Source organism: Xanthobacter aminoxidans, from assembly GCF_043193615.1.
GTDB lineage: Bacteria > Pseudomonadota > Alphaproteobacteria > Rhizobiales > Xanthobacteraceae > Xanthobacter > Xanthobacter aminoxidans.
Window position 1 is genome coordinate 117,345 of sequence record NZ_JBAFUS010000003.1, and the last position, 21,295, is coordinate 138,639.

The following is a 21,295-nucleotide window of genomic DNA, read 5'->3' on the forward strand; positions in this document are numbered from 1 at the left end:
CCGCATCCGGACGCATTGCGCGGAAACCCGCCCATGAGCCAGTTCTCCTTCGCCCACGCCGGCAATACCGACTGGCAGGCCGCCCTTGGCTCCTGCTGGAGCCAGCTGCACGCTCAACTGGCGGACAAGCCGCCGCCGACGCTCGGCTGGTGCTATCTCTCCGACCGCTACACCGGCGCCGCCGGAAACATCATGGAGGCGCTGAAGGCGGGCCTGCCGGCGGTGCGCTGGGTCGGCACCATCGGCGTGGGGGTCGCGGCGGACGATGTGGAATATTTCGACGCGCCCGGCATCGCGCTCATGCTGGCCGACATTCCGCCCGACGACTTCCGCGTCTTCTCCGATCTGGCACCGCTCGGCACGGACGGGTTCGAGCCCTTCACCGCCCTCGTCCATGCCGATGGCGGCACGCCGGACCTGCCCGAGCGGCTCAAGTCCCTGGCCGGACAGACCCTCACCGGCTACCTGTTCGGCGGCCTGTCCTCCGCCCGCAACCAGCCTCTGCTGTTCGCCGACGACGTGATGCTCGGCGGGGTGTCGGGCGTCGCCTTCGGACCCGAGGTGCCGGTGCTGTCCCGCGTCACCCAGGGCTGCCAGCCCATCGGCCCCAAGCGGACCATCGACCGCGCCGAAGCCAGTTACCTCGTCACTCTCGATGGCGGACGCGCCCTCGACTGCGCGATGGAGGACCTCGGCCTGCCCGCCGACATCCCCGACGAGCAGCTGCGCCTCGAACTCGGCCAGACGCTGGCCGGGCTGATCGCGCCGGGTGAGGACACAAGCTCCGCGCCGGGCCGCTTCGGCACCGACACGCAGGTCCGCCACCTCTTGGGCGTCGGCCGCAAGGCCGGGGTGCTGGTGGTGGCGGAGCAATTGGAGGCCGGCACCAGGCTCGCCTTCTGCAAGCGCAACGCGGAGGCTGCGCGCCACGATCTCCTGCGCATCGTCGCCGAGGTGAAGGCCCAGGCCGAAGCCGCCGGCGGCGCCCGTGGCGCGCTCTATGTGAGCTGCTCCGGCCGCGGCGGCCCGCATTTCGGTGCCCCCAACGCGGAGTTCGCCATGGTGCGCGAGGCCCTCGGCCCGGTGCCGCTCGTCGGCTTCTTCGCCGGCGGCGAGATCGCCCGCCACCATCTCTATGGCTATACCGGCGTGCTCACGCTCTTCGCCTGAGGGCCACGCGCGCCGCCCCCCAGAGCATCCCGACGAATGAAAGCCGCAGCGCGGAACCCTTGGCAAAGGCCGGGTTTCGGCTCGCGCCCGCGCGCCCGGCACCCCGATATGCCTTAGCGTCAGCCCGGCCGCCCTATAGCAGACCCGCCGGATTTTGCAGTGCCGCATGTCACGATAGTGCCATTTGGCACTATTGCCGGAGACATGGCCCGGCGCGTTAGAGTTATCCCAATAAGAAAACGACCGGGAACAGACAAGCAAGCTCTTCATCGAGAAGCGACAGTCTTGATGTGCGCATCCGTGCGCGCAGAGCCTTCTGTTTGTCTTTTTCGGCGAAGAGATCCGGTCGTCACACGCCTGCCTTCCGGATTATTTACGGGGAGTTGAGATGACGCACGAAACGCTGGGTGTCAGCAAATACGATATTCTTTTCGAGCCCATCAAAATCGGGCCGAAAACCCTTCGGAACCGCTTTTACCAGGTGCCGCACTGCATCGGCGCCGGTTCCGACAAGCCCGGCTTCCAGGCCGCGCACCGCTCCATCAAGGCCGAAGGCGGCTGGGCGGCCCTCAACACGGAATACTGCTCCATCCACCCGGAATCGGACGACACGCACCGCGTCTCCGCCCGCATCTGGGACGAGGGCGACGTGCGCAACCTCGCCGCGATGACCTCGGAAATCCATAAGTACGGCGCGCTCGCGGGCGTCGAGCTGTGGTACGGCGGCGCCCACGCCCCGTGCATGGAGACGCGCCAGACCGCGCGCGGCCCGAGCCAGTATGCCTCCGAGTTCGAATCCCTCACCTACTGCCACGAGATGGACTACGACGACATCCGTCGCGTGCAGGGCTTCTACGTGGAGGCGGCGCGCCGCGCCCGCGATGCCGGCTTCGACATCATCTATTGCTACGGCGCGCACTCCTACCTGCCGCTGCAGTTCCTCTCCAAGTATTACAACAAGCGTACCGACAAGTACGGCGGCAGCTTCGAGAACCGCGCCCGCTTCTGGGTCGAGACCCTGGAGCAGATGAAGGCGGCCGTGGGCTCCGAATGCGCCATCGCCACCCGCTTCGCCGTCGACACGCTGATCGGCGAGGACGGCATCGAGGTGGAGCGCGACGGCCTCAAGTTCGTCGAGCTAGCCGACGACCTCGTCGACCTGTGGGACGTGAACGTGGGCGACATCGCCGAATGGGGCGAGGACGCCGGTCCGTCCCGCTTCTACCGTCAGGGCCACCAGCTCTCCTGGCAGAAGTTCGTGAAGCAGGCCTCGAAGAAGGTCGTGCTGGGTGTCGGCCGCTTCACCGATCCGGAGAAGATGGTCGAGGTCATCCGCAACGGCGAGCTCGACGTCATCGGCGCCGCCCGCCCCTCCATCGCCGATCCCTTCCTGCCGGAGAAGATCCGCGACGGTCGGCTCGACGACATCCGCACCTGCATCGGCTGCAACGTCTGCATCTCCCGCTGGGAGATCGGCGGCCCGCCCATGATCTGCACCCAGAACGCCACCGCCGGCGAGGAATTCCGTCGCGGCTGGCATCCCGAGCGCTTCCCCAAGAAGGGCTCGGACGATGCCATCCTGGTGGTGGGCGCCGGCCCCTCCGGCTCCGAGTGTGCCCGCGTGCTCATGGAGCGCGGCTATGTGGTCCATCTCGTGGACAGCGCCGAGAAGGTCGGTGGCTATGTGAACGAAGTCGCGACCCTGCCGGGCCTCGGCGAGTGGAGCTATCACCGCGACTATCGCGAGGTGCAGCTCGGCAAGCTGGTGAAGCGCAACCGCGACAGCCAGATCGCCCTCGGCGGCAAGAAGCTGTCGGTGGAGGACGTGCTCTCCTACGGCGCCGACAAGGTGGTGATCGCCACCGGCGCCCACTGGGTCACGGACGGCACCAACTGCCTCACCCACGCGCCCATCCCGGGCCTGGAAGGCACGCCGCGCGCCAATGTGCTGACGCCGGAAGACGTGATCCTCGGCACCAAGCCCATCGGCAAGCGGGTGATGATCCTCAATGCCGACCCCTACTACATGGCGCCGAGCCTCGCGCAGAAGCTGGCGGAGGCAGGGCATCAGGTGACGGTGGCATCGGGCGTGGAACTCGGCCGCTACATGCACTTCACGCTGGAAGCGCCGAACATGCACCGCATGCTGCACGAGCTGCACATCAACGTGCTCTCCAGCACCTGGGCGAGCCGCGTGGAAGACGGGCGGATCGAGCTCTACAACCTCTGGGGCGACGGGCATAAGCGCGTCTATACCGGCCCCGGCAAGATGCCGCGCAGCGCCAACACCACCCACGCCTGGCACGAGTACGACACCCTTGTGCTGGTCACCGCCCGCCGCTCCGAGGATGCCCTGTTCCGAGCCCTCAAGGCGCGCTCCGGCGAGTGGGACGCCCGCGGCATCAAGGGCGTGTACGTGATCGGCGACGCCTGGGCGCCCAAGCTCATCGCCGATGCCACTTTCGACGGGCAGCGTCTTGCCCGCGAGATCGAAGAGGCGAACCCGCAGGAGCCCAAGCCCTACCGGCGCGAAGCTGCCGTCTACGGCTCGCCCTACCAGCCGGGCGGCTCCTACGAGATCCGCTACCAGGGCTAGTTCCCCTCGTCCTGGTCAGAGCGGGCGGGGCGCGGCAGATCACGCGCCCCGCATGCCCGCCGTCGTCGGGGTCCAATCCCTCGGCCGGCACGGGCATTCGCATGAGCACAGCCAAGAAAAAAATCAGAGGGCGAGCAGCACATGATTCCGAGCGGCATCGATCCATCCAAGGTCACGCGCATCCTGTTCCAGGATTTTTCGCCCTGGATGCTCGCGATCTTCTATGTCTATGCCATCGGCTGCATGGCGGCGTTCGCGTGGGGCGTCTATGCTCAGGTGCACAAGTATCGCGCCGGACGCCGGGGCGCGCGCCTCGCCTGGGGCGACATCGGCCGCAGGCTTCTCGATACCGCGAAGACCATCGCCTCCCATCGCACGCTGCGCCGGCGTGACACGACCGCCGGGCGGCTCCATGCCTTCATCTTCTACGGCTTCACGCTGCTGTTCATCGGCACCGCCACCATCACCCTGCAGGAAGACATTCTCGGCCCGCTCATCGGCCTCGAATTCTGGCACGGCCACTTCTATTTGCTGTTCAAGCTCACGATGACGCTCGCCGGCACCGGCTTCATCTGCGGCCTCCTCTATATGATGTGGCGGCGCGGCTGGCTGAAGCCGCCGAAGCTCGATTACGCCCGGCCCGACCGCACGCCGCAGGACGCCGACTTCTCCCGCGAGCGCTACCGCATCGAGGACTGGGCCTTCCTGTGGACCCTGCTGCTCATCGGCATCACCGGCTTCCTGCTCTCCGGCGCCCGCATGGTGTGGCTCCAGAATGATCCGGCGGTGTGGGACACGCGCTGGTGGGCGCCGGTGGGCGCGTCCATCGCCGCCGGCCTGAAGGCGGTGGGCTTCACCAGCGCCGGCGCGGGCGCCCTGCGCATGGGGCTGTGGTGGCTGCACGGCGTGCTGGCGCTCACCTTCATTGCGCTCATTCCCTACACCAAGGCGAAGCACATCTTCACCGCGGCCGCCTCGTGGCTGCTGCGCAATCCCGACGCCATCCGCCACCTGCCGCTGGGCGATCTTGATGCCGACCGCATCGGCTATCGCGAGCTGGGCGACGTTGCGAGCCGCTATCTCGTCCAGGCGGACGCCTGCACCAAGTGCGGCCGCTGCCACGAGGCCTGCCCGGCGCGCGCCGCCGGCTATCCGCTCTCCCCGCGCGACGTGGTGCTGACACTGCGCGAGCAAGCCAACACCCATCTCGGCGAGGTGCTGCCCAAGCCCCGCGCCGCCGGCTGCGCCACGCCCCTCATCGGCCTCGCCACCGGCGAATACCGGCCGGAGACCCTGTGGTCCTGCCGCCAGTGCGGTGCTTGCACGGAGATCTGCCCGGTGGGCGTGGAGCACGTGCCGCTCATCAACATGCTTCGCCGCACTTTGGTGGATGAAGGCGAGATGGATCCGGCCCTCCAGCGCACCCTCGGGGCGGTGAACAAGACCGGCAATTGCTTCAACGAAAGCCGCCGCAAACGCCCCAACTGGACCAAGGACCTGCCGTTCAAGATCAAGGACGCGCGCAAGGAGCCCGTGGATGTGCTCTGGTTCGTCGGCGACTATGCGAGCTTCGACCCGCGCAACCAGAAGGTCAGCCGCGCCTTCGCCCGCATTCTCCACTCCGCCGGCATCGACTTCGGCATCCTCTACGAGGGCGAGACCACGGCCGGCAACGACGTGCGGCGTGTGGGCGAGGAGGGCCTGTTCCAGCAGCTCGCGGAAGGCAACATCTCGACGCTCGGCGATTGCAGCTTCAACCGCATCGTCACCACCGATCCGCACTCCTTCAACACGCTGAAGAACGAATATCCCGACCTCGGCGGCACCTATGACGTCAGCCACGCCAGCGCCTTCCTGAAGGAGCTGATGGCGGACGGGCGCATCACCCCCGCCCGCAAGCTGGACTTCACCGTCACCTACCACGACCCCTGCCACCTGGGCCGCCTCAACAAGGGCTATGACGCCCCGCGCGAGCTGCTCGCGGCCACCGGCGTGAAGCTGGTGGAGATGGGCAAGAGCCGCGACAATTCCTTCTGCTGCGGCGGTGGCGGCGGCCGGGTGTGGGTGCCCGATCCGCCCGGCACCACCAAGGTGGGCGAGATCCGCGCGCGGGAAGCCGCCGAGATCCATGGCCTCGATGCTCTGGTGGTCAACTGCCCCAAGTGCATGACCATGCTCGAGGACGCGGTGAAGACCACCGGCAACGAGCGCAATTTCCGGGTGCTGGAGCTGACCGAGCTGCTCGCCGAGGCGCTGGAGCCCGAAGAGCCTGCCGTCCTTCCCGCCCACGCCGAGGTCGGCTGAGCGATGCGCGCGCCCGCCAACATGAGTGCGCTGACGGGTGCGCTGATCGCCCGGGGCGATGCCTATCTCGCGCTGCCGGCCTACGGGGCGGAGGGCGCGGAGTGGGCGCAGGCGGCGCTGGCGCGGCTGCTGCTCTCGAACGCGCGGCTGAAGCTGGTGTTTGCCGCGCTGCCCTTCGCGCCGCCGGCCTTCCTCGCCCTCCTCTCCGGCGAGGACCGGCCCGCCATCCTCCAGCGCATCGTGCGCAACCCGGCCACCTCAGGCGCGACGCTGCTGCGCCTGGCGCGGCAGATGGACGATGCGGAGACCCGCAAGGCGCTGGCCGCCCATGCTCACACGCCGGCCGTGGCGCTCATCGGCCTCGCCATGCATGCGGACGCCGCCGTGCGCGCCGCGCTGCTGCGCAATGCCGGAACGCCGGCCGTCGCCCTCCATGCCCTGCTGGACCATGCGGATGCCGCGGAGCGCGCCGCCCTCGCCCGCCATCCGCAGGCGGACGCGGAGCTGCTGCGCACTTTGCTCGCGGGCGGCGACGCCGTGGTGCGCGCCGAGGCGGTGGCTCACCCCCATTGCCCACTCACGCAGGTGGCCGATGCGTGCGTCGATGCCGATGCCGCCATCCGCCGCCGGGCGGCCTCCAATCCCGTGCTGCCGCCGAGCCTGCGTCAGGCGCTGATGGGTGATCCCGATCCGGCCGTCCGCGCGGAGGCCCTGCGCCTTCATGCGGAAGGCCAGGAACCGGCTTTGACCGATGACGGCGACGTCCGGGTGCGCCGCGCCCAGGCCCGCCATGTGGCCTTGCCGGAGGATCTGGCGGAAGCCCTCTCCCGCGACGGCGACGTGTGGGTGCGGGTCTGGCTCGCCCGCAATCCGGCGCTTCCCTCTGGCCTCATCCAGCGGCTGGGCGGCGATGCCGAGGCGCGGGTGCGCCATGCCGCCGGCCGCAATCCGGCCTGCCCGGCCGACGTGCTCGCGACCCTCGCCCGCGATGGCGACGAATGGGTGCGCGCCGCCGTGGCCTGCCGCCCCGACCTTCCGGCCGAGGCCCTGCGCGCGCTCGAACAGGAAGACGCGGTGGATGTCGCCTCCGCCGTCGCCCGCAACCCGCAGGCGCGGGAAGTCGCGCTCCGCCGCCTCGCCCGCCACGGGCAGGCGGACGTGCGCCGTGCCGTCGCGCTCAATCCCGATGCCCCGGCAACGGCCCTGCGCCTGCTGCTGGACGATCCCTATCCCCTCAACCGCGCTTTTGCCGTCCGCCATCCGAACCTTCCGGTGGCGGATGCCTGGGGCTCAGCCGACGACGACGCGCCGCAGGTGCGCTTCGCGGTGGGCAAGCGCGCCGTCACCCACGCCGCGGCCGCAGGGCGCGCCGCACGCAGGCACCTCGAAACCTTCCCACAGCCGTGAGGGCACCCATGAAAATACTCGTGCCGGTGAAACGCGTCGCCTCGCTCGATGACGAGTTCGAGCTGCGCGACGATGGTCGCGATGTCGACCCGGATTTCTGCGAGTTCGACCTCAACGAATTCGACGAATACGCGCTGGAAGCAGCGGTCCAGATCAAGGAAGCCGCGCCCGAGGGCTCGGTCGAGGTGGTGGTCCTGACCATCGGCCCCGACGATGCCGACGACGTGCTGCGCAAGGCCCTCGCCAAGGGGGCCGACCGCGCGATCCGCGTGGACGATGCCGGCCTTGAAGAGGCGGACCGCGTGGCCATCGCCCGCGTCATCGCCAAGGTGGCGGAGAACGAGGAGCCCGGCCTCGTGCTGTGCGGCGCGCAATCCGCCGACCAGGGCAACGCCCAGACCGGCATGTCGGTCGCGGCGCTGCTCGGCTGGGCGCGCACGGCGGTGGTCTCGAAGCTCGACTTCACCCCCGGTGCCGCCACCGCGCAGGTGGAGCGGGAACTGGAAGGCGGCCTGGTGGAGCGCATCGAGGTGGAGACGCCCGCGGTGCTCACCATCCAGCTCGGCATCAACACGCCGCGCTACGCCTCCCTGCGCTCCATCAAGCAGGCCAACGCCAAGCCCATCGAGTGCCTGACGCCCCACGACGTCGGCCTTGCCGACGCCGAGATCGGCGCCGCCGGCGCGCTCAGCCGCGTGCGGCGCGTGTTCGTGCCCGAGCGCGGGCGCGGCGAGATCATCGCGGGCACACCTTCCCAGCAGGTGGCCCGTCTCCTGGAGATCATTTCGGAGGTGAACGGCTGATGTCCGGAATTCTCATCCTGGCCGAGCACCGGCGCGGCACCCTGCGCGACGCCACGCTGGAGGCCATCGGCGCCGCCGGCACGCTCAAGGCGGCCCTCGGCGGTCCCGTCGCCGTCCTCGTCATCGCGGCCGATCCCGCCTCCCTGGTGGCGGCCGTCAGCGTCGGCGCGGTGGACGAGGTCATCACCGTCGCCCGCCCCGACGCGGCGACCTACGAGCCGCACGTCTACGAGGCGGTGCTGCGCGCCGTCATCGCCCAGCGCTCACCATCGCTGGTGCTGATGCCGCACAGCGTCGACAGCTTCTCCCTCGCCCCCGCCGTCGCCATCGGCGAGGGCCTCGGCTTTGCCACCGACGTGTTCGGTGTCGCGGTCGAGGACGGACAGGTGGTGGCGACGCGCGCCGGCTACAACGAGAAGGTCTTCGTGGAGATCGACTTTCCCGGCCGCTCCGGCGTGCTCCTCACCCTGCGCGGCGGTGCCTTCGCGCCGGAGACGGCGGCGGCCAGCCCCACCGTTTCCGCCCTCGACGCGGGTGCGGGCGCGGCCCGCAGCAAGCACCTCGACTGGCGCGATCCCCCGGCTTCCGGTGGCATCGACATCCCCGGCTCGCCCTTCATCCTCTCCATCGGCCGCGGGGTCGGGGACGAGGCGAACGTGGCGCAGTTCCTGGAGCTGGCGGACGGTCTCGGCGCGACGCTCGGCTGCTCGCGGCCCATCGCCGACAACGGCTGGCTGCCCAAGGCGCGTCAGGTGGGCCAGTCCGGCCAGCTGGCCGCCAAGTGCAACCTCTACATCGCCATGGGCATCTCCGGCTCGGTGCAGCACCAGTGGGGCATGAAGCACGTGGAGAACATCGTGGCGATCAACAAGGACCCCGAGGCCTCCATCTTCACCATCGCCCGCTACGGCATCGTCGGCGACATGCTGGAGATCGCCGAGGAACTGAGGAAGCAGAAGGGCATCCAGTAGAGCACAGCTGAAAATCCGGGCCGGGACCGAGCGCCAAATCGGTCCCGGCATCCGGCCATGACGATCGCGTCCAGAGGCAAGAAGAGCGACCTCCGATTTCGTCGGAAGCGCCGCAAGGGTGACGACAGACACCATCCGGGCCGGGCACGCACGCCGTCGCCCCGAAGCACCGGGCAAGGGAGGACACCGTGACGACGATAACCAACATTCACGCGACAACGGAGGGTGACGGGAAGCTGCACCGCTCCATCAGCTGGACCGGAGCCTTCTGGGTGGCGAGCGGCGTGCCCGCGCTCGTGCTCTTCTCCATAGGCGGCATCGCCGGCACCACCGGCACACTCTCCTTCCTCGTCTGGGCCATCTCCATCGGCATGGGCTTCATCCAGTCCTTCATCTATGCCGAGATCGCCGGCCTGTTCCCGAACAAGTCGGGCGGCGCCTCCATCTATGGCGCGGCCGCCTGGGTGCGCTACGTGAAGCTGGTGGCGCCACTCTCGGTGTGGTGCAACTGGTTCGCCTGGAGCCCGGTGCTCTCGCTCGGCTGCACCATCGCCGCCGCCTACATCCTCAACGCCTTCGCCCCCATCCCGGCGGTGAACAGCGCGGAGGTGGCGCAGTGGATCGCCGCCCATGCCACGACCCTCACCGGCACCGATGCCGAGAAGGCCGCGGCGGCCGTTGCGGCGCTGACGCCCGCGGTGCGTGACTGGACGCTGTTCTCCCACGCCATCGGCCCCGTCTCCTTCTCGCTGAATGCCTCCTTCTTCGTGGGCGCGACGCTGATGCTGGTGGTGTTCGCCATCCAGCACCGGGGCATCATGGGCACCGCCAGCGTGCAGAAGTGGATCGGCCTCTCGGTCATCATTCCCATGATCATCGTCGGCCTTGTGCCGATCCTCACCGGCAAGGTGGACTGGGGGAATTTCTCGCCGCTGGTGCCGCTCGCCGCCGCCGGCGCGGCTGATCCCGGCAGCTGGAACATCCCGGGCTGGACGCTGGTGCTCGGCGGCCTGTTCATCGCCGCCTGGTCCACCTACGGCTTCGAGACCGCCGTCTGCTACACGAGCGAGTTCCGCAATCCCGAGAAGGACACCTTCAAGGCCATCTTCTACTCGGGCCTCCTGTGCCTCGCGCTGTTCATCCTCGTGCCCTTCACCTTCCAGGGCGCGCTGGGACTGACCGGAATGCTGGACCCGGCCATCGTGGACGGCTCGGGCGTCGCCCAGGCGCTGGCGCACATGGTGGGCGGCGGCAAGATCGTCGAGAGCGCCCTCGTGATGCTCATGATCCTCGCTCTGATGCTGTCCATCATGACGGCCATGGCGGGCTCCTCGCGCACCCTCTACCAGGGCGCCGTGGACGGCTGGCTGCCGCGCTTCCTCGGCCATGTGAACGAGCACGGCGCGCCCACGCGGGCCATGTGGACGGACCTGTGGTTCAACCTCGTCCTGCTCGCCATCGCCTGCGCCGATGCCACCAGCTTCTTCTTCGTGCTGGCGGTGGCCAATGTCGGCTACATCATCTTCAACTTCCTGAACCTCAACTCGGGCTGGATCCACCGCATCGATTCCGGGCATGTGGCGCGCCCCTACAAGGCCCCCACCTTCCTCCTCGTGCTGGGCACCGTGTTTGCCTTCGCCAATGCGGTCTTCATGGGCGCCGGCGCCAAGGTGTGGAACCCGGTGGCGCTGTGGGCCGGTCTCATCACCGCCGCCCTCATCATCCCGGTCTTCATCTTCCGGCACTATGTGCAGGACGGCGGCAAGTTCCCGCACGAGACCTTCGAGGACCTGCAGGTCGGCGACGGGACGAAGACCCAGAAGCGCGCCGGCATCCTGCCCTACCTCGCGCTCATCGCCGGCATCGCGGTGGTGATCCTCTCCGACCTCTTCTTCCACCTCTGATCCGCAAGGAACATGCAGGATGACACAGGGACTTTCCGCCTTCTCGCGCCTCTCCGCGCTGTCCGACCGCCACCGCGCGCTCGGCACTGCCTTCGAGGCTTCCTGGAACGACATGCCGGTGCCGCAGAACTACGCCACCGACACCTATGACGAGGTCATCGCGGTGCGCACCGCCGCCGGCCTGTTCGACGTCTCCGCGCTGCGCATGATCGACGTGGCGGGCAAGGAAGCGCTCGCCGTGCTGAACGAGATGTGCACCTCGGACATCTCGAAGATCGCGCCCGGCGCCTCCTCGCTCACCAGCGTGGTGGACGAGAACGGCTCCCTTATCGACGACGTGCTGATCTATTGCGATGGGCCGAACGCCTATCGCATCTCCCACGGCGGCGGCTCGCTGGAGGACATCCTGCCCGGCGTCGCGGCGGGCCGGGACGTGACCTTCACCAAGGACAACGACGTCCACATCATGTCCCTGCAGGGGCCGAAGGCGCTCGACATCCTCAACCCGAACACCCCGTTCGCGCTGGAGACCCTGCCCTATTTCGGGCACCAGCGGACGACGCTGTTCGGCCGTCCGGTATCCATCGCCCGCGGCGGCTATTCCGCCGAGCGGGGCTACGAGGTGTTCTGCGCGGCGGCGGATGCGGTCGCCCTGTGGGACGCCATCCTCGCCGCCGGAAAGCCGGTCGGGGCCATGCCGGTCTCCTGGTCCTGCCTCGACGTGGTGCGGGTGGAGGGCGGCCTGCTGTTCTTCCCCTACGACATGCCACAGGGCGACACCACCCCGTGGGAAGTGGGCCTCGGCTGGACGGTGGACCTGTCCAAGCCCGCCTTCCGCGGCCGCGACGCGCTGGTGCGCCGCAAGGGGCAGGAGCGGGTGGCGCAGGTGGGGGTCGAAATCGACCACCACGCCGCCGTGGAGCCCGGCGCCAAGCTGTTCCGGGACGGCAAGGAAGTGGGGCTCGTGAACTCCACCGCCTACAGCCGCTACCTCATGCGCTCCCTCGCCCTCGCGCATGTGACGCCGGACCTCGCCGGCTTCGGCACCGAGCTGGAGGTCCGCGGTGCCGACGGCACGTTCGCGGCGCGGGTGGTGAAGACGCCCTTCTACGACCCGCTGCGCCTGCGCACCCACCCGCTTGAAGAACGTACGGCCTGAAACCTTAGCCACCTCAGGCCGTCGTGCCCCAGGGTTCTCTCCGGGCTTCCTCCGAGGAGCTTCCCCCCTGGGCGCTCGCCGGAGAGCGTTCCGTCCCAATCGCGCTCTCCGGCCCTACCCCTTGGGGCCGGTTTCGGCCGGCCCCATTTTTCTGAAGCGAGTCCCATGATGGTCCCTTCGCGCGCGCCCCAGAATTGCCAAGCACCGAAGCTTGGGCTTTATTCGCCGCAACAAGAATTTCGCGCGTGGCGAATCCGTTGGGGCATGTTGCGATGGTCGACGCCGATCAACCCCGGCCCGCTGCCAAACCTGCCCGCTACAGCGCCGTGCGTCTGAACAGCCCGGAATGGTTCGCGCGCGTGGGCGAGGTGGCCCGCGTGATCGGCTCGGACCGCTTCCACCGGGAACTGGTGGAACTCGCCGGCGCCGCCATCAACCACGATGCCTGCTGGATCATCCGCTATTCGCGCGTGGCGCCGCCGGATGTGCTCTACACCAAGGACGTGGCGAGCGACGTGGTCGCCTACTACACCAACCTCTATTCGTCGGTGGACCCCTTCTCCGAATACTGGAGAAAGAACGGCAGCCCCGGCGTGCTGATGCTGAACGACGTGGGCTCGCCCGGCCGCTCGTGGGACATGTACCACAAGGTGTTCCAGACGCTGGCCAGCATCTCGGACGAGCTGGGCATGTTCTTCTCCACCGTCGGCCATTGCTGCTTCGGCCTGTTCCTGGAACGGGAGACCGGGCGCTTCTCGCCGACCGACATCGAGCGGGCGCGGCTGATCTTCCCCATGCTGGAGGGCTTCCACCGCTCCCATCTGGGCGCCCTGTTCAACGACCTGCGCAACCCGCGCGGGACGCAGGTGGAGGGCTTCATCACCCGCCCCACCCTCATCGAGGACCGCTTCGGCGTGGATGTCTTCGCCAATGACGCCTGGCGCGACGCCGCCCGGCGCGCGCCTGCCCTTGGCGACGCGGTGGAGGCCCTGCGCGTGGCGCCGGGCGGGACGATCCATGCGGCAGGGCCGCTGACCGTGAAGGTGGAGGTCTTCGACCGCGACTTCCCGCTCGCGCCGGGCGGACGCATGTATGTGCTCGATGCGCCGCAGCGCGGGGTCGAGGACGATCCCGACCGCCTGCTGGAGGACGCGCTCGGCATCTTCACGCCGCGCGAGCGGGAGATCCTGCTGCTGCTGATGAACGGGCAGACCACCGGCGAGATCGCCCAGAAGCTCAGCCTCAGCAAGGGCACCATCAAGAACTGCCGGCTGCGCATGTACCGCAAGGCCGGCGTCGGCTCCGAGCGCGCGCTGGTCAAGCACGTGATGCAGTCCATCGGGGCGCGCTGAGGCCCCGGGGCCCCTACTGCGACAGTGCGGCCGAGATGCGCTGGGCGGCGTCGAGCAGCACCGGCAGGAACTGCGTCCGCATCGCCTCGATGGAGGAGCGGCCCTCATGGGTGGAGACGTTGAGCGCCGCCAGCACCTCGCCGCGCCGGTTGCGCACCGGCACGGCAATCGAGCGCAGGCCCAGTTCCAGCTCCTGGTCCACCAGCGCCCAGCCCTGCCGGCGCGCATTCTCCACCGCCTCCTTCAGGGCCACCATGGTGGCGACCGTCCGGGGCGTGCGCTTCTCGATCCGCACCCGGTCGTAGAACACCGCGAGTTCGGCGGGGGGCAAGCCGGCGAGCAGCACCCGGCCCATGGAACTGCAGAAGGCCGGCAGGCGCGAGCCGATGGACAGGCCGATGGTCATCACCCGCGCCGTGGGCACGCGGGCCACATAGACGATGTCGTCCCCGTCCAGCACCGAGAGGGAGCAGGATTCCTGCAGCGTGTTCACCACGTCGCGCATGACCGGCTGCGCCACCTCCCACATGGGCAGGGAGGACAGGTAAGCGAAGCCCAGCTCCAGCACCTTGGGGCGCAAGGCGAAGAGCTTTCCGTCCGTCTCCGCATAGCCCTCGCGCACCAGAGTGAGCAGGAAGCGGCGGGCGGCGGCGCGGGTCAGGCCGGTGTGCTGGGCCACCTCGCTGAGCGTCATGCGGGGCTTGTACTGGCTGAAGGCGCGGATCACCTCAAGGCCGCGCACGAGGGACTGGACATAGTCCTTGTCCTCGCCCGCCCCGGCGCGCTCCAGCACCTCGCCCGTCGTCATGCGCCCTCCCCGCCGGCGGCGGTCGATCCCGCCGGCGCATTATAGGGGGCGCCGTTGGCCTGCCCAGCCGCCTTATGTTCCGCCCCGCGGGCCGCCATCAGGCGCTCGTCGCGCCAGGCGACGCGGGCCTCCCAGTCCTCCAGCGGCAGCAGCGCCCGCCGCTCGGCCGTGGCGCGGGCGACGAGGGCCTCGCTCCACCCTTCCGGCTGGCCGCGCTCGGCCCCCATCTGCCGGTAACGCTCGCCCATGCGGCGGGCGTGCTCGGCGAGGCCGCCGCGATAGTTGAGATCCGACGTCTCGAACGGCCCGACGATGGACCAGCGAAGCCCCAGGCCGGACGTCATCACCCGGTCGATGTCGGCCACGTCGGCGATGCCCTGTTCCAGCATCCAGTAGGCTTCGCGCAGCACGGCGCCCTGCAGGCGATTGTAGATGAAGCCGTTGACCTCGCGCTTCAGCACCACCGGCACCTGCCCGGCGCGCGCCATGAGCACGCGGGTGCGTTCGGCGGCGGCAGGATCGGTGAAGGGCGCCGGCACGATCTCGACGATGGGAAGAAGATGGGGAGGATTGGCCGGGTGGGCGACGAGGCAGCGCGCCCGCCCGGGAAGATCCGCCGCGAATTCGGAGGCCGGCAGCGAGGAGGTGGAGCTGGCCAGCACCGCATCGGGCGGCGCCATCTCGTCCATCGCGCGGAACAGCTCCCTCTTCAGGTCGAGCCGTTCCGGCACGCTCTCCTGCACATGAACGGCACCGTCGAGCGCATCGGCCAGGGTATCGACCACCCTCACCCGGGCCATCACCGCCCGTGGCGCTTCGTCGAGGAGACCATGGGCCGCGAGCGCGGCGAGGCGCTCGGCCACGGCGGGCAGAACCCCACGGCGCACGTCCGCGGAGGCGTCGTGCACCCGCACATCGAGCCCCGACCGGGCGAACACGATGGCCCAGCCCACCCCCATGCTGCCGCCGCCCACGAGGGTGACGGGACCGCTCCGGCCTTCGGTCATGACGCGCCCCTTCCGTGCGTAGACGACATCGTTAGTTCGTAATGCGAACAAAATTGGAAGGCAAGCACGCTCGGCAGGCTCCAATCCGGAACGATCGGTGCGATCGCCGAGACGCCAGAGACCAGAACAGGAATCATTCAAAATCCAAGCCTTCGTTAGCAGGTGCAGCATGGAATCTGCTTGACGCTGGAGGCGCGCGCGCCGTACGAATTGCCGCATAAAAGTTCGCTATTCGCACAAATTCTGATCCGGATGCACGCCGTGGCGGAAGCCCTCATTCGCGATGACGCCCTGCTCCTGCCATCCGGCACTTCGGGTTCCTTTGGCCCGCCAAATCCCGTGGGAGTCCCGTCGCACCTCGCCATCCGGACGCCCTGACCAGCGCGCCCTTTCACCCTCAGGAGGAAACATGAAGACCAAGGCCCTCGCGGTGCCCTTCGCAGCCGCGCTCCTCGCCAGCGCCATGATGGTCGCCCCCGCGGCCGCCCAGTATGCCGGCGGCGGCGTGAAGATCGGCGTGCTGACCGACATGTCGGGGGCCTATTCGGACCTCGCTGGCGCGGGCTCGGTGGAAGCCGCGAAGATGGCCATCGAGGACTTCGGCAAGCCCATCAACGGCAAGCCGGTGGAGCTGGTCTCCGCCGACCACCAGAACAAGGCCGACATCGCCTCCGCCACCGCCCGCAAGTGGTATGACACGCAGGACGTGGATGCCATCTTCGACATCAACGGCTCCGTGGCGGCCCTCGCCGTGCGCGAGGTGGCCAAGGAGAAGGGCAAGGTCGACATCAATTCCGGCGCGGCATCCATGTCGCTGACCAACAAGGCCTGCTCGCCCACCGGCCTGCACTGGACCTATGACGTCTATTCGCTGGCCGCCGGCACCGGCAACGCGCTGGTGAGCGAGGGCTTCAAGACCTGGTACTTCATCACCGCCGACTACACCTTCGGCCACGACCTGGAAAACCAGGTGGCCAAGATCGTGAAGGAGAAGGGCGGCACGGTGAAGGGCGCGGTGGCCCATCCGTTCGGCACCTCCGACGTCTCGTCCTATTTGCTCCAGGCGCAGGCCTCCGGCGCCAAGATCATCGCCATGGCGAACGCCGGCTCCGACACCATCAACACCATCAAGCAGGCGCGCGAGTTCGGCATCACCCAGGGCGGGCAGACGCTGGCGGCGCTGCTGCTGTTCCTCACCGACATCCACTCGGTGGGCCTCGACGCCGCCCAGGGCATGGTGCTGACCACCGGCTTCTACTGGGACACGGACGAGAAGACCCGCGCCTTCTCCAAGCGCTTCGCCGAACGCATGAAGGGCAAGATGCCCACCATGGTGCATGCGGGCGTCTATTCGTCGGTGCTGCACTATCTGAAGGCCGCCGAGGCCGCCGGCACGGACGAGGGCGAGAAGGTGATCGCCAAGATGCGCGAGCTGCCCATCGACGACATGTTCGCCAAGAACGGCAAGATCCGTCCCGACGGCCGCATGGTCCACGACATGTATCTCGCCAAGGTGAAGTCCCCGAAGGAGTCCAAGGGCCCCTGGGACTATTATGAGATCGTCCGCGTGATCCCGGGCGACGAAGCCTTCCAGCCGCTCAGCGAGAGCACCTGCCCGCTGGTGAAGAAGTAGGTCTCGCGCGCGCCGGGCCGTCTCCTCCCCGGTTCCGGCGCGCCCTCGGGCGCCTGCGCGCACTTGCAGCGCGGGCGCCCGGGGTCTTTCCTCAGCTTTGTGCCGTCCAGAAGGCGAAGACCATGCTGTTCCATGTCGAGATGCAGGTGAACATTCCCCACGACTTTCCCGCCGAGAAGGCGGACGCCATCAAGGCGGCGGAGAAGGCCTATGCGCAGGACCTCCAGCGGCAGGGCAAGTGGGTGCACCTCTGGCGCATCGCCGGGCGCTACGCCAACGTCTCCATCTTCGACGTGGAAAGCGTGGACGAACTGCACACGCTCCTCTCCTCGCTGCCCCTCTTCCCCTTCATGGACATCAAGGTGACGCCCCTGGCGCGCCATCCCTCCGCCATCTGAAGCCGCGCCCGAAGGACCGCCGCATGCCCTACATGATCGAGACCTTCGACAAGCCCGGCACGCTGGATCTGCGCACGCAGGTGCGGGACACGCACCTCGCCTTCCTCGATGCGCACAAGCACCTGCTGCTCGCCTGCGGCGCCAAGCTGGACGACGACGGCAACGCCGCCGGCGGCGGCCTCTATGTGGTGGCGCTGGAGACGCGGGCGGAGGCGGAAGCCTTCATCGCATCAGACCCCTTCTTCACCGCCGGGCTGTTCGAGCGCGTCCAGATCCAGCGCTGGCGCAAGGCCTATGTGGACGGCGTCTGCTACCTGCCGGGGGCGAAATGAGCCCGCGCACCCTCGTCACCGGCGGCGCAGGCGGCATCGGCCTCGCGGTGGCGCGGCAGGAGCTGGCCGCCGGCCGCGCCGTGGTGGTGCTGGACCGTGAGCCGCCCCCCGCCGATCTCGATGCACGCTTCGTCTGCGTCAACCTCATGGACGAGGCGGCGACCGCCGCCGCCCTCGCGGAAGCCCTGTCGCACGGCCCCGTCACTCGCCTCGTCAACAATGTGGGCATGGTGCGGCCCGCCAGCCTCGACGACACCACCGGCGCGGATTTCGCCGCCGTCATGCGGCTCAATCTCGGCGTCGCCATCCAGGCCACGCAGGCGCTCCTCGCGGGCATGCGGGCGGCGCGCTTCGGGCGCATCGTCAACGTGTCGAGCCGCGCCGCCTACGGCAAGGAATTGCGCACCGCCTATGCCGCCAGCAAGGCAGGTCTGCTCGGCGCCACCCGCACCTGGGCGCTGGAACTGGGCAAGGATGGCATCACGGTGAACGCGGTCGCGCCCGGCCCCATCGCCACCCCCCTCTTCACCGCCGCCAACCCACCCGACGCGCCACGCACCCGCGCCATCGTGGAGGCCATCCCCGTCGGCCGCATGGGCACGCCGGAGGATGTGGCGCAGGCGGTTTCGTTCTTCCTCTCGGACGAGGCCGGCTTTATCACCGGCCAGACGCTGCCGGTCTGCGGCGGCATCACGGTGGGCAAGGGCGCGGTCTGAGCGCAGCGGCAGCTTCGCTCCGGCGCCGCCCGGGCTTCACCCAAACGGAGACGTCCATGCCGTCCAATCCCCGCTGGGCCCGCCGGCCGGAAGGCTCCACCTGGGGCGATTTCGGCCCGGACGACGAACTCGGCCGCCTCAACCTCATCACCCCGGACAAGGTGCGCGCCGCCGTGGCCGAGGTGAAGGAGGGCCGCACCTTCTGCCTCAGCCTGCCCCTCGACCGGCCCGGCGGCAACGTGCTGAACCCGCGCCGCGTCCCGCCCGTGCTGACGCCCACCGGCACGGCGGAGGCGCCGCGCTTCAACGCCACGCTCTGCGCGGAAGACGCCAGCCTCGTGGACGTGGTGAGCGACGACAAGGTGGAGATCTGCCTGCAATACTCCACCCAGTGGGACAGCTTCGCCCACGTGGGGGCGCTGTTCGACGTGAGCGGGGACGGCCGGCCCGAGCCGGTCTATTACAACGGCTTCCGCGCCGGCGCCGACATCGTCGGCCCGCGCGACGCCGAGGCGCGCGGCATCGCCTCCGGCGCGCACCGGCTGGGCATCCACAATGCCGCCGTCCACGGCGTGCAGGGCCGCGGCGTGCTGGTGGACCTGCTCTCCCTGTTCGGCCGGGAGCGCCACCTCGTTGGCTATGACGATCTCATGCGCGCCATGGACGCGCAGGCCGTGACGGTGGAGGAAGGGGACATCCTCTGCCTCTATACCGGCTTCACGCAGGTCGTCATGGAGATGAACGGCACCCCCGACGGCACCATCCTCGGCAAGAGCTGCGCCGCCCTCGACGGGCGCGACACGCGCCTTCTGCAATGGATCTCGGACAGCCGCATCTCGGCCCTCGTCGCCGACAATTACGCGGTGGAGCATCTGCCGGCGAAGCGCCTCGCCGCCACGACCCAGGCGGCCATGCCGCTGCACCACCACTGCCTGTTCCGGCTGGGCGTGCCGCTGGGCGAATTGTGGTGGCTTGCCGATCTCGCCGCTGACCTGCGCGCCGCCGGGCGCAGCCGCTTCCTGCTCACCGCCCCTCCCCTGCGCCTGCCCGGCGCCGTGGGTTCTCCCGTCACCCCCATCGCCACCGTGTGATCTTCCACAGGAGAGCCGGATGCCCTTTATCGCCGTCGACGGCCGCACCACCCATTACGCGCTCGAAGGGGCGGAGGGGGCGCCAGTCCTGCTGCTCGCCAATTCGCTCGGCACCAGCTTCCTCGTGTGGGACGCGGTGATGCCGGCGCTCACCGCCCGCTTCCGCGTGCTGCGCTACGACATGCGCGGCCACGGCCTCTCCGACGCCGCGCCGCTGCCCGACGAGAACACCGGCTATTCCATCGCCGCCCTCGCCGGGGATGCGCTGGGGCTGCTCGACGCGCTGGGCATCGAGAAGGCGCATGTCTGCGGCCTCTCCATCGGCGGCATGGTGGCCCAGCATCTGGCGGCCCATGCGCCCGGCCGCGTGGATCGGCTCGTTCTGTGTGACACCGCCATGCAGATCGGCCCCGCCTCGGTGTGGAACGATCGCCTCGCCGGCATCCGCCGCGACGGCCTCGCCGCCATCGCCCCCGGCGTGATGGCCCGCTGGTTCACCGATGGCTTCCGCGAGCGGGTACCTCACATCGTCCGCGGCTACGTCAACATGGTGGCCCGCACCACTTTGGAGGGCTACGTGGGCTGCGCCATGGCCGTGCGCGACGCCGACCTCACCGCCTCCGCCGGCAGCATCTCCGCACCGACGCTGGTCGTGGTGGGCGACAAGGACCCCGCCACCTCCCCCGCCTCCGCCGAGGCCATGAGGGCGGCGATCCCCGGCGCGCGGCTGGAGGTGATCGCCGACGCCTCGCACATCCCCTGCGTGGAGCAGCCGGAAGCGCTCTCCCGCCTGCTCATCGCGCATCTGGCGGGGTGAGACGGCTCCTCTAAACGGTCTCCGGGTACGCTTCGCAGAAGCGTACCCGTCGCCCGAGATCCGCCAAGGCCCCATTTTATCGTCCTTGGCGTCGGACTTGGCACCCGCGGCGCGCATGTTCACGAGCTCGGAAAGACCATCTGGAGAATCGGTGGACCGGCGAGGGCAGCGGCAAGCTCCCAAGGCGTCAGGTGCGGCGCAATGGCCGATGAAGCCGGACCCGCCGACGCGCTTCAACACCCGACATCACGATGCGGGCTGCGTCTGTATCTGGGATGGGCGCTTGATTTGGCTGGGGGACCTGGATTCGAACCAGGATTAACGGAGTCAGAGTCCGCGGTTCTACCGTTGAACTATCCCCCACCACCCGGCGGGCCGCAGGAGCGGGGCGGGTGGGTCTGCCGAGGCAGGTGGGCTCTATACGCAATTCGAACGTCGGGTTCAACTCCCGTTTCGCGCCATTCACAGGCCCGTTTCTGTCGGGACTGTCCGGGGTGGGACGGAACCCATGCGACCGGCTGGACCCGTGGTATACGACATACGCAATGGTGCCATGCACAATCCGCTATATTGCATCGCACGCGGATGGCCTATCTTGCCTTCATCAAATGGAGGCGAAAATGGTCACGATCACTGCACATGCTCCCCGCGAAACCGGCTTCTTCGGTCGCATCGGCAATGCGGTGTGCGACTTCCTCGACGCCGTCGCCGAAGCCCGCGCCATGTCCGAGCGCTATGAGTACCTCTCGCGCCGCTCCAACAGCGAGCTCGCCGAGATGGGCCTCGACCGTCAGCGCATCACCCAGGCCGTTGCCCGCGGCTTCTGA

At 68.9% G+C, this 21,295-nt stretch carries 18 protein-coding genes and 1 tRNA gene; 16 read left to right on the forward strand and 3 right to left on the reverse strand.

The genetic code is table 11. From position 1 onward, the window contains the following. The first annotated feature begins 33 nt into the window (after positions 1–33). From V5F74_RS15675 to V5F74_RS15715, 9 genes are all read left to right on the forward strand, one after another. Entirely contained in the window at positions 34–1,170 is a 1,137-nt protein-coding gene (locus tag V5F74_RS15675) for an FIST signal transduction protein (protein ID WP_029557248.1), read from the forward strand. A 388-nt stretch (positions 1,171–1,558) separates the two neighbouring features. After that, positions 1,559–3,766: an oxidoreductase gene (locus V5F74_RS15680; protein ID WP_029557247.1), complete on the forward strand. Its 2,208-nt coding sequence runs from the start codon at positions 1,559–1,561 to the stop codon at positions 3,764–3,766. A gap of 141 nt (positions 3,767–3,907) precedes the next feature. Beyond that, complete coding sequence (locus V5F74_RS15685) at positions 3,908–6,070, forward strand: heterodisulfide reductase-related iron-sulfur binding cluster (protein ID WP_394009055.1); 2,163 nt, start codon at positions 3,908–3,910, stop codon at positions 6,068–6,070. A gap of 3 nt (positions 6,071–6,073) precedes the next feature. After that, positions 6,074–7,477 (forward strand): hypothetical protein, encoded by a 1,404-nt coding sequence (locus V5F74_RS15690; protein ID WP_394009056.1) that lies wholly within the window; start codon positions 6,074–6,076, stop codon positions 7,475–7,477. Positions 7,478–7,485: 8 nt separating this feature from the next. Then, positions 7,486–8,280, forward strand: coding sequence for an electron transfer flavoprotein subunit beta/FixA family protein (locus V5F74_RS15695; protein WP_394009058.1), 795 nt, complete (start codon positions 7,486–7,488; stop codon positions 8,278–8,280). Further along, entirely contained in the window at positions 8,280–9,251 is a 972-nt protein-coding gene (locus tag V5F74_RS15700) for an electron transfer flavoprotein subunit alpha/FixB family protein (protein ID WP_394009060.1), read from the forward strand. Before V5F74_RS15695 ends, V5F74_RS15700 begins: the two co-directional genes overlap by 1 nt. A gap of 188 nt (positions 9,252–9,439) precedes the next feature. Continuing rightward, positions 9,440–11,155 carry an APC family permease gene (locus tag V5F74_RS15705; RefSeq protein ID WP_029557242.1) on the forward strand — a complete coding sequence of 572 codons (1,716 nt, stop codon included), beginning with the start codon at positions 9,440–9,442 and terminating at the stop codon, positions 11,153–11,155. Between the two features lie 19 nt (positions 11,156–11,174). Beyond that, positions 11,175–12,314 carry an aminomethyltransferase family protein gene (locus V5F74_RS15710; RefSeq protein WP_394009062.1) on the forward strand — a complete coding sequence of 380 codons (1,140 nt, stop codon included), beginning with the start codon at positions 11,175–11,177 and terminating at the stop codon, positions 12,312–12,314. A 272-nt stretch (positions 12,315–12,586) separates the two neighbouring features. After that, on the forward strand, positions 12,587–13,666 hold the full coding sequence (locus V5F74_RS15715; protein ID WP_394009064.1) for a helix-turn-helix transcriptional regulator: 1,080 nt from the start codon (positions 12,587–12,589) through the stop codon (positions 13,664–13,666). A 13-nt stretch (positions 13,667–13,679) separates the two neighbouring features. Here the strand turns inward: V5F74_RS15715 and V5F74_RS15720 are convergent, their stop codons facing one another. Together V5F74_RS15720 and V5F74_RS15725 are read right to left on the reverse strand one after the other, a co-directional pair. Beyond that, entirely contained in the window at positions 13,680–14,474 is a 795-nt protein-coding gene (locus tag V5F74_RS15720; protein WP_394009066.1) for an IclR family transcriptional regulator, read from the reverse strand. Further along, positions 14,471–15,481 carry a 3-hydroxyacyl-CoA dehydrogenase gene (locus V5F74_RS15725; protein WP_394009068.1) on the reverse strand — a complete coding sequence of 337 codons (1,011 nt, stop codon included), beginning with the start codon at positions 15,479–15,481 and terminating at the stop codon, positions 14,471–14,473. Before V5F74_RS15725 ends, V5F74_RS15720 begins: the two co-directional genes overlap by 4 nt. A gap of 409 nt (positions 15,482–15,890) precedes the next feature. Here V5F74_RS15725 and V5F74_RS15730 point away from each other — a divergent pair, with 409 nt between their 5' ends. The 6 genes from V5F74_RS15730 to pcaD all read left to right on the forward strand — a co-directional run bounded on the left by V5F74_RS15730 (position 15,891) and on the right by pcaD (position 20,468). Then, entirely contained in the window at positions 15,891–17,114 is a 1,224-nt protein-coding gene (locus V5F74_RS15730; RefSeq protein WP_374254522.1) for an ABC transporter substrate-binding protein, read from the forward strand. Positions 17,115–17,236: 122 nt separating this feature from the next. Further along, entirely contained in the window at positions 17,237–17,512 is a 276-nt protein-coding gene (catC, locus tag V5F74_RS15735) for a muconolactone Delta-isomerase (protein ID WP_024277638.1), read from the forward strand. A 23-nt stretch (positions 17,513–17,535) separates the two neighbouring features. Next, positions 17,536–17,844: a YciI family protein gene (locus V5F74_RS15740; RefSeq protein WP_394009071.1), complete on the forward strand. Its 309-nt coding sequence runs from the start codon at positions 17,536–17,538 to the stop codon at positions 17,842–17,844. Continuing rightward, positions 17,841–18,560 carry an SDR family oxidoreductase gene (locus tag V5F74_RS15745; RefSeq protein ID WP_394009073.1) on the forward strand — a complete coding sequence of 240 codons (720 nt, stop codon included), beginning with the start codon at positions 17,841–17,843 and terminating at the stop codon, positions 18,558–18,560. Before V5F74_RS15740 ends, V5F74_RS15745 begins: the two co-directional genes overlap by 4 nt. A 56-nt stretch (positions 18,561–18,616) precedes the next feature. Further along, positions 18,617–19,651 (forward strand): cyclase family protein, encoded by a 1,035-nt coding sequence (locus tag V5F74_RS15750; protein ID WP_394009075.1) that lies wholly within the window; start codon positions 18,617–18,619, stop codon positions 19,649–19,651. A gap of 19 nt (positions 19,652–19,670) precedes the next feature. Next, positions 19,671–20,468 (forward strand): 3-oxoadipate enol-lactonase, encoded by a 798-nt coding sequence (gene pcaD, locus V5F74_RS15755; protein WP_394009077.1) that lies wholly within the window; start codon positions 19,671–19,673, stop codon positions 20,466–20,468. A 289-nt stretch (positions 20,469–20,757) separates the two neighbouring features. Here pcaD and V5F74_RS15760 read toward each other — a convergent pair. Beyond that, a tRNA-Gln gene (locus tag V5F74_RS15760) sits at positions 20,758–20,831 on the reverse strand. 257 nt (positions 20,832–21,088) lie between these two features. Between V5F74_RS15760 and V5F74_RS15765 the strand changes: the two genes are divergently transcribed. Beyond that, positions 21,089–21,295: a hypothetical protein gene (locus tag V5F74_RS15765; protein WP_024277617.1), complete on the forward strand. Its 207-nt coding sequence runs from the start codon at positions 21,089–21,091 to the stop codon at positions 21,293–21,295.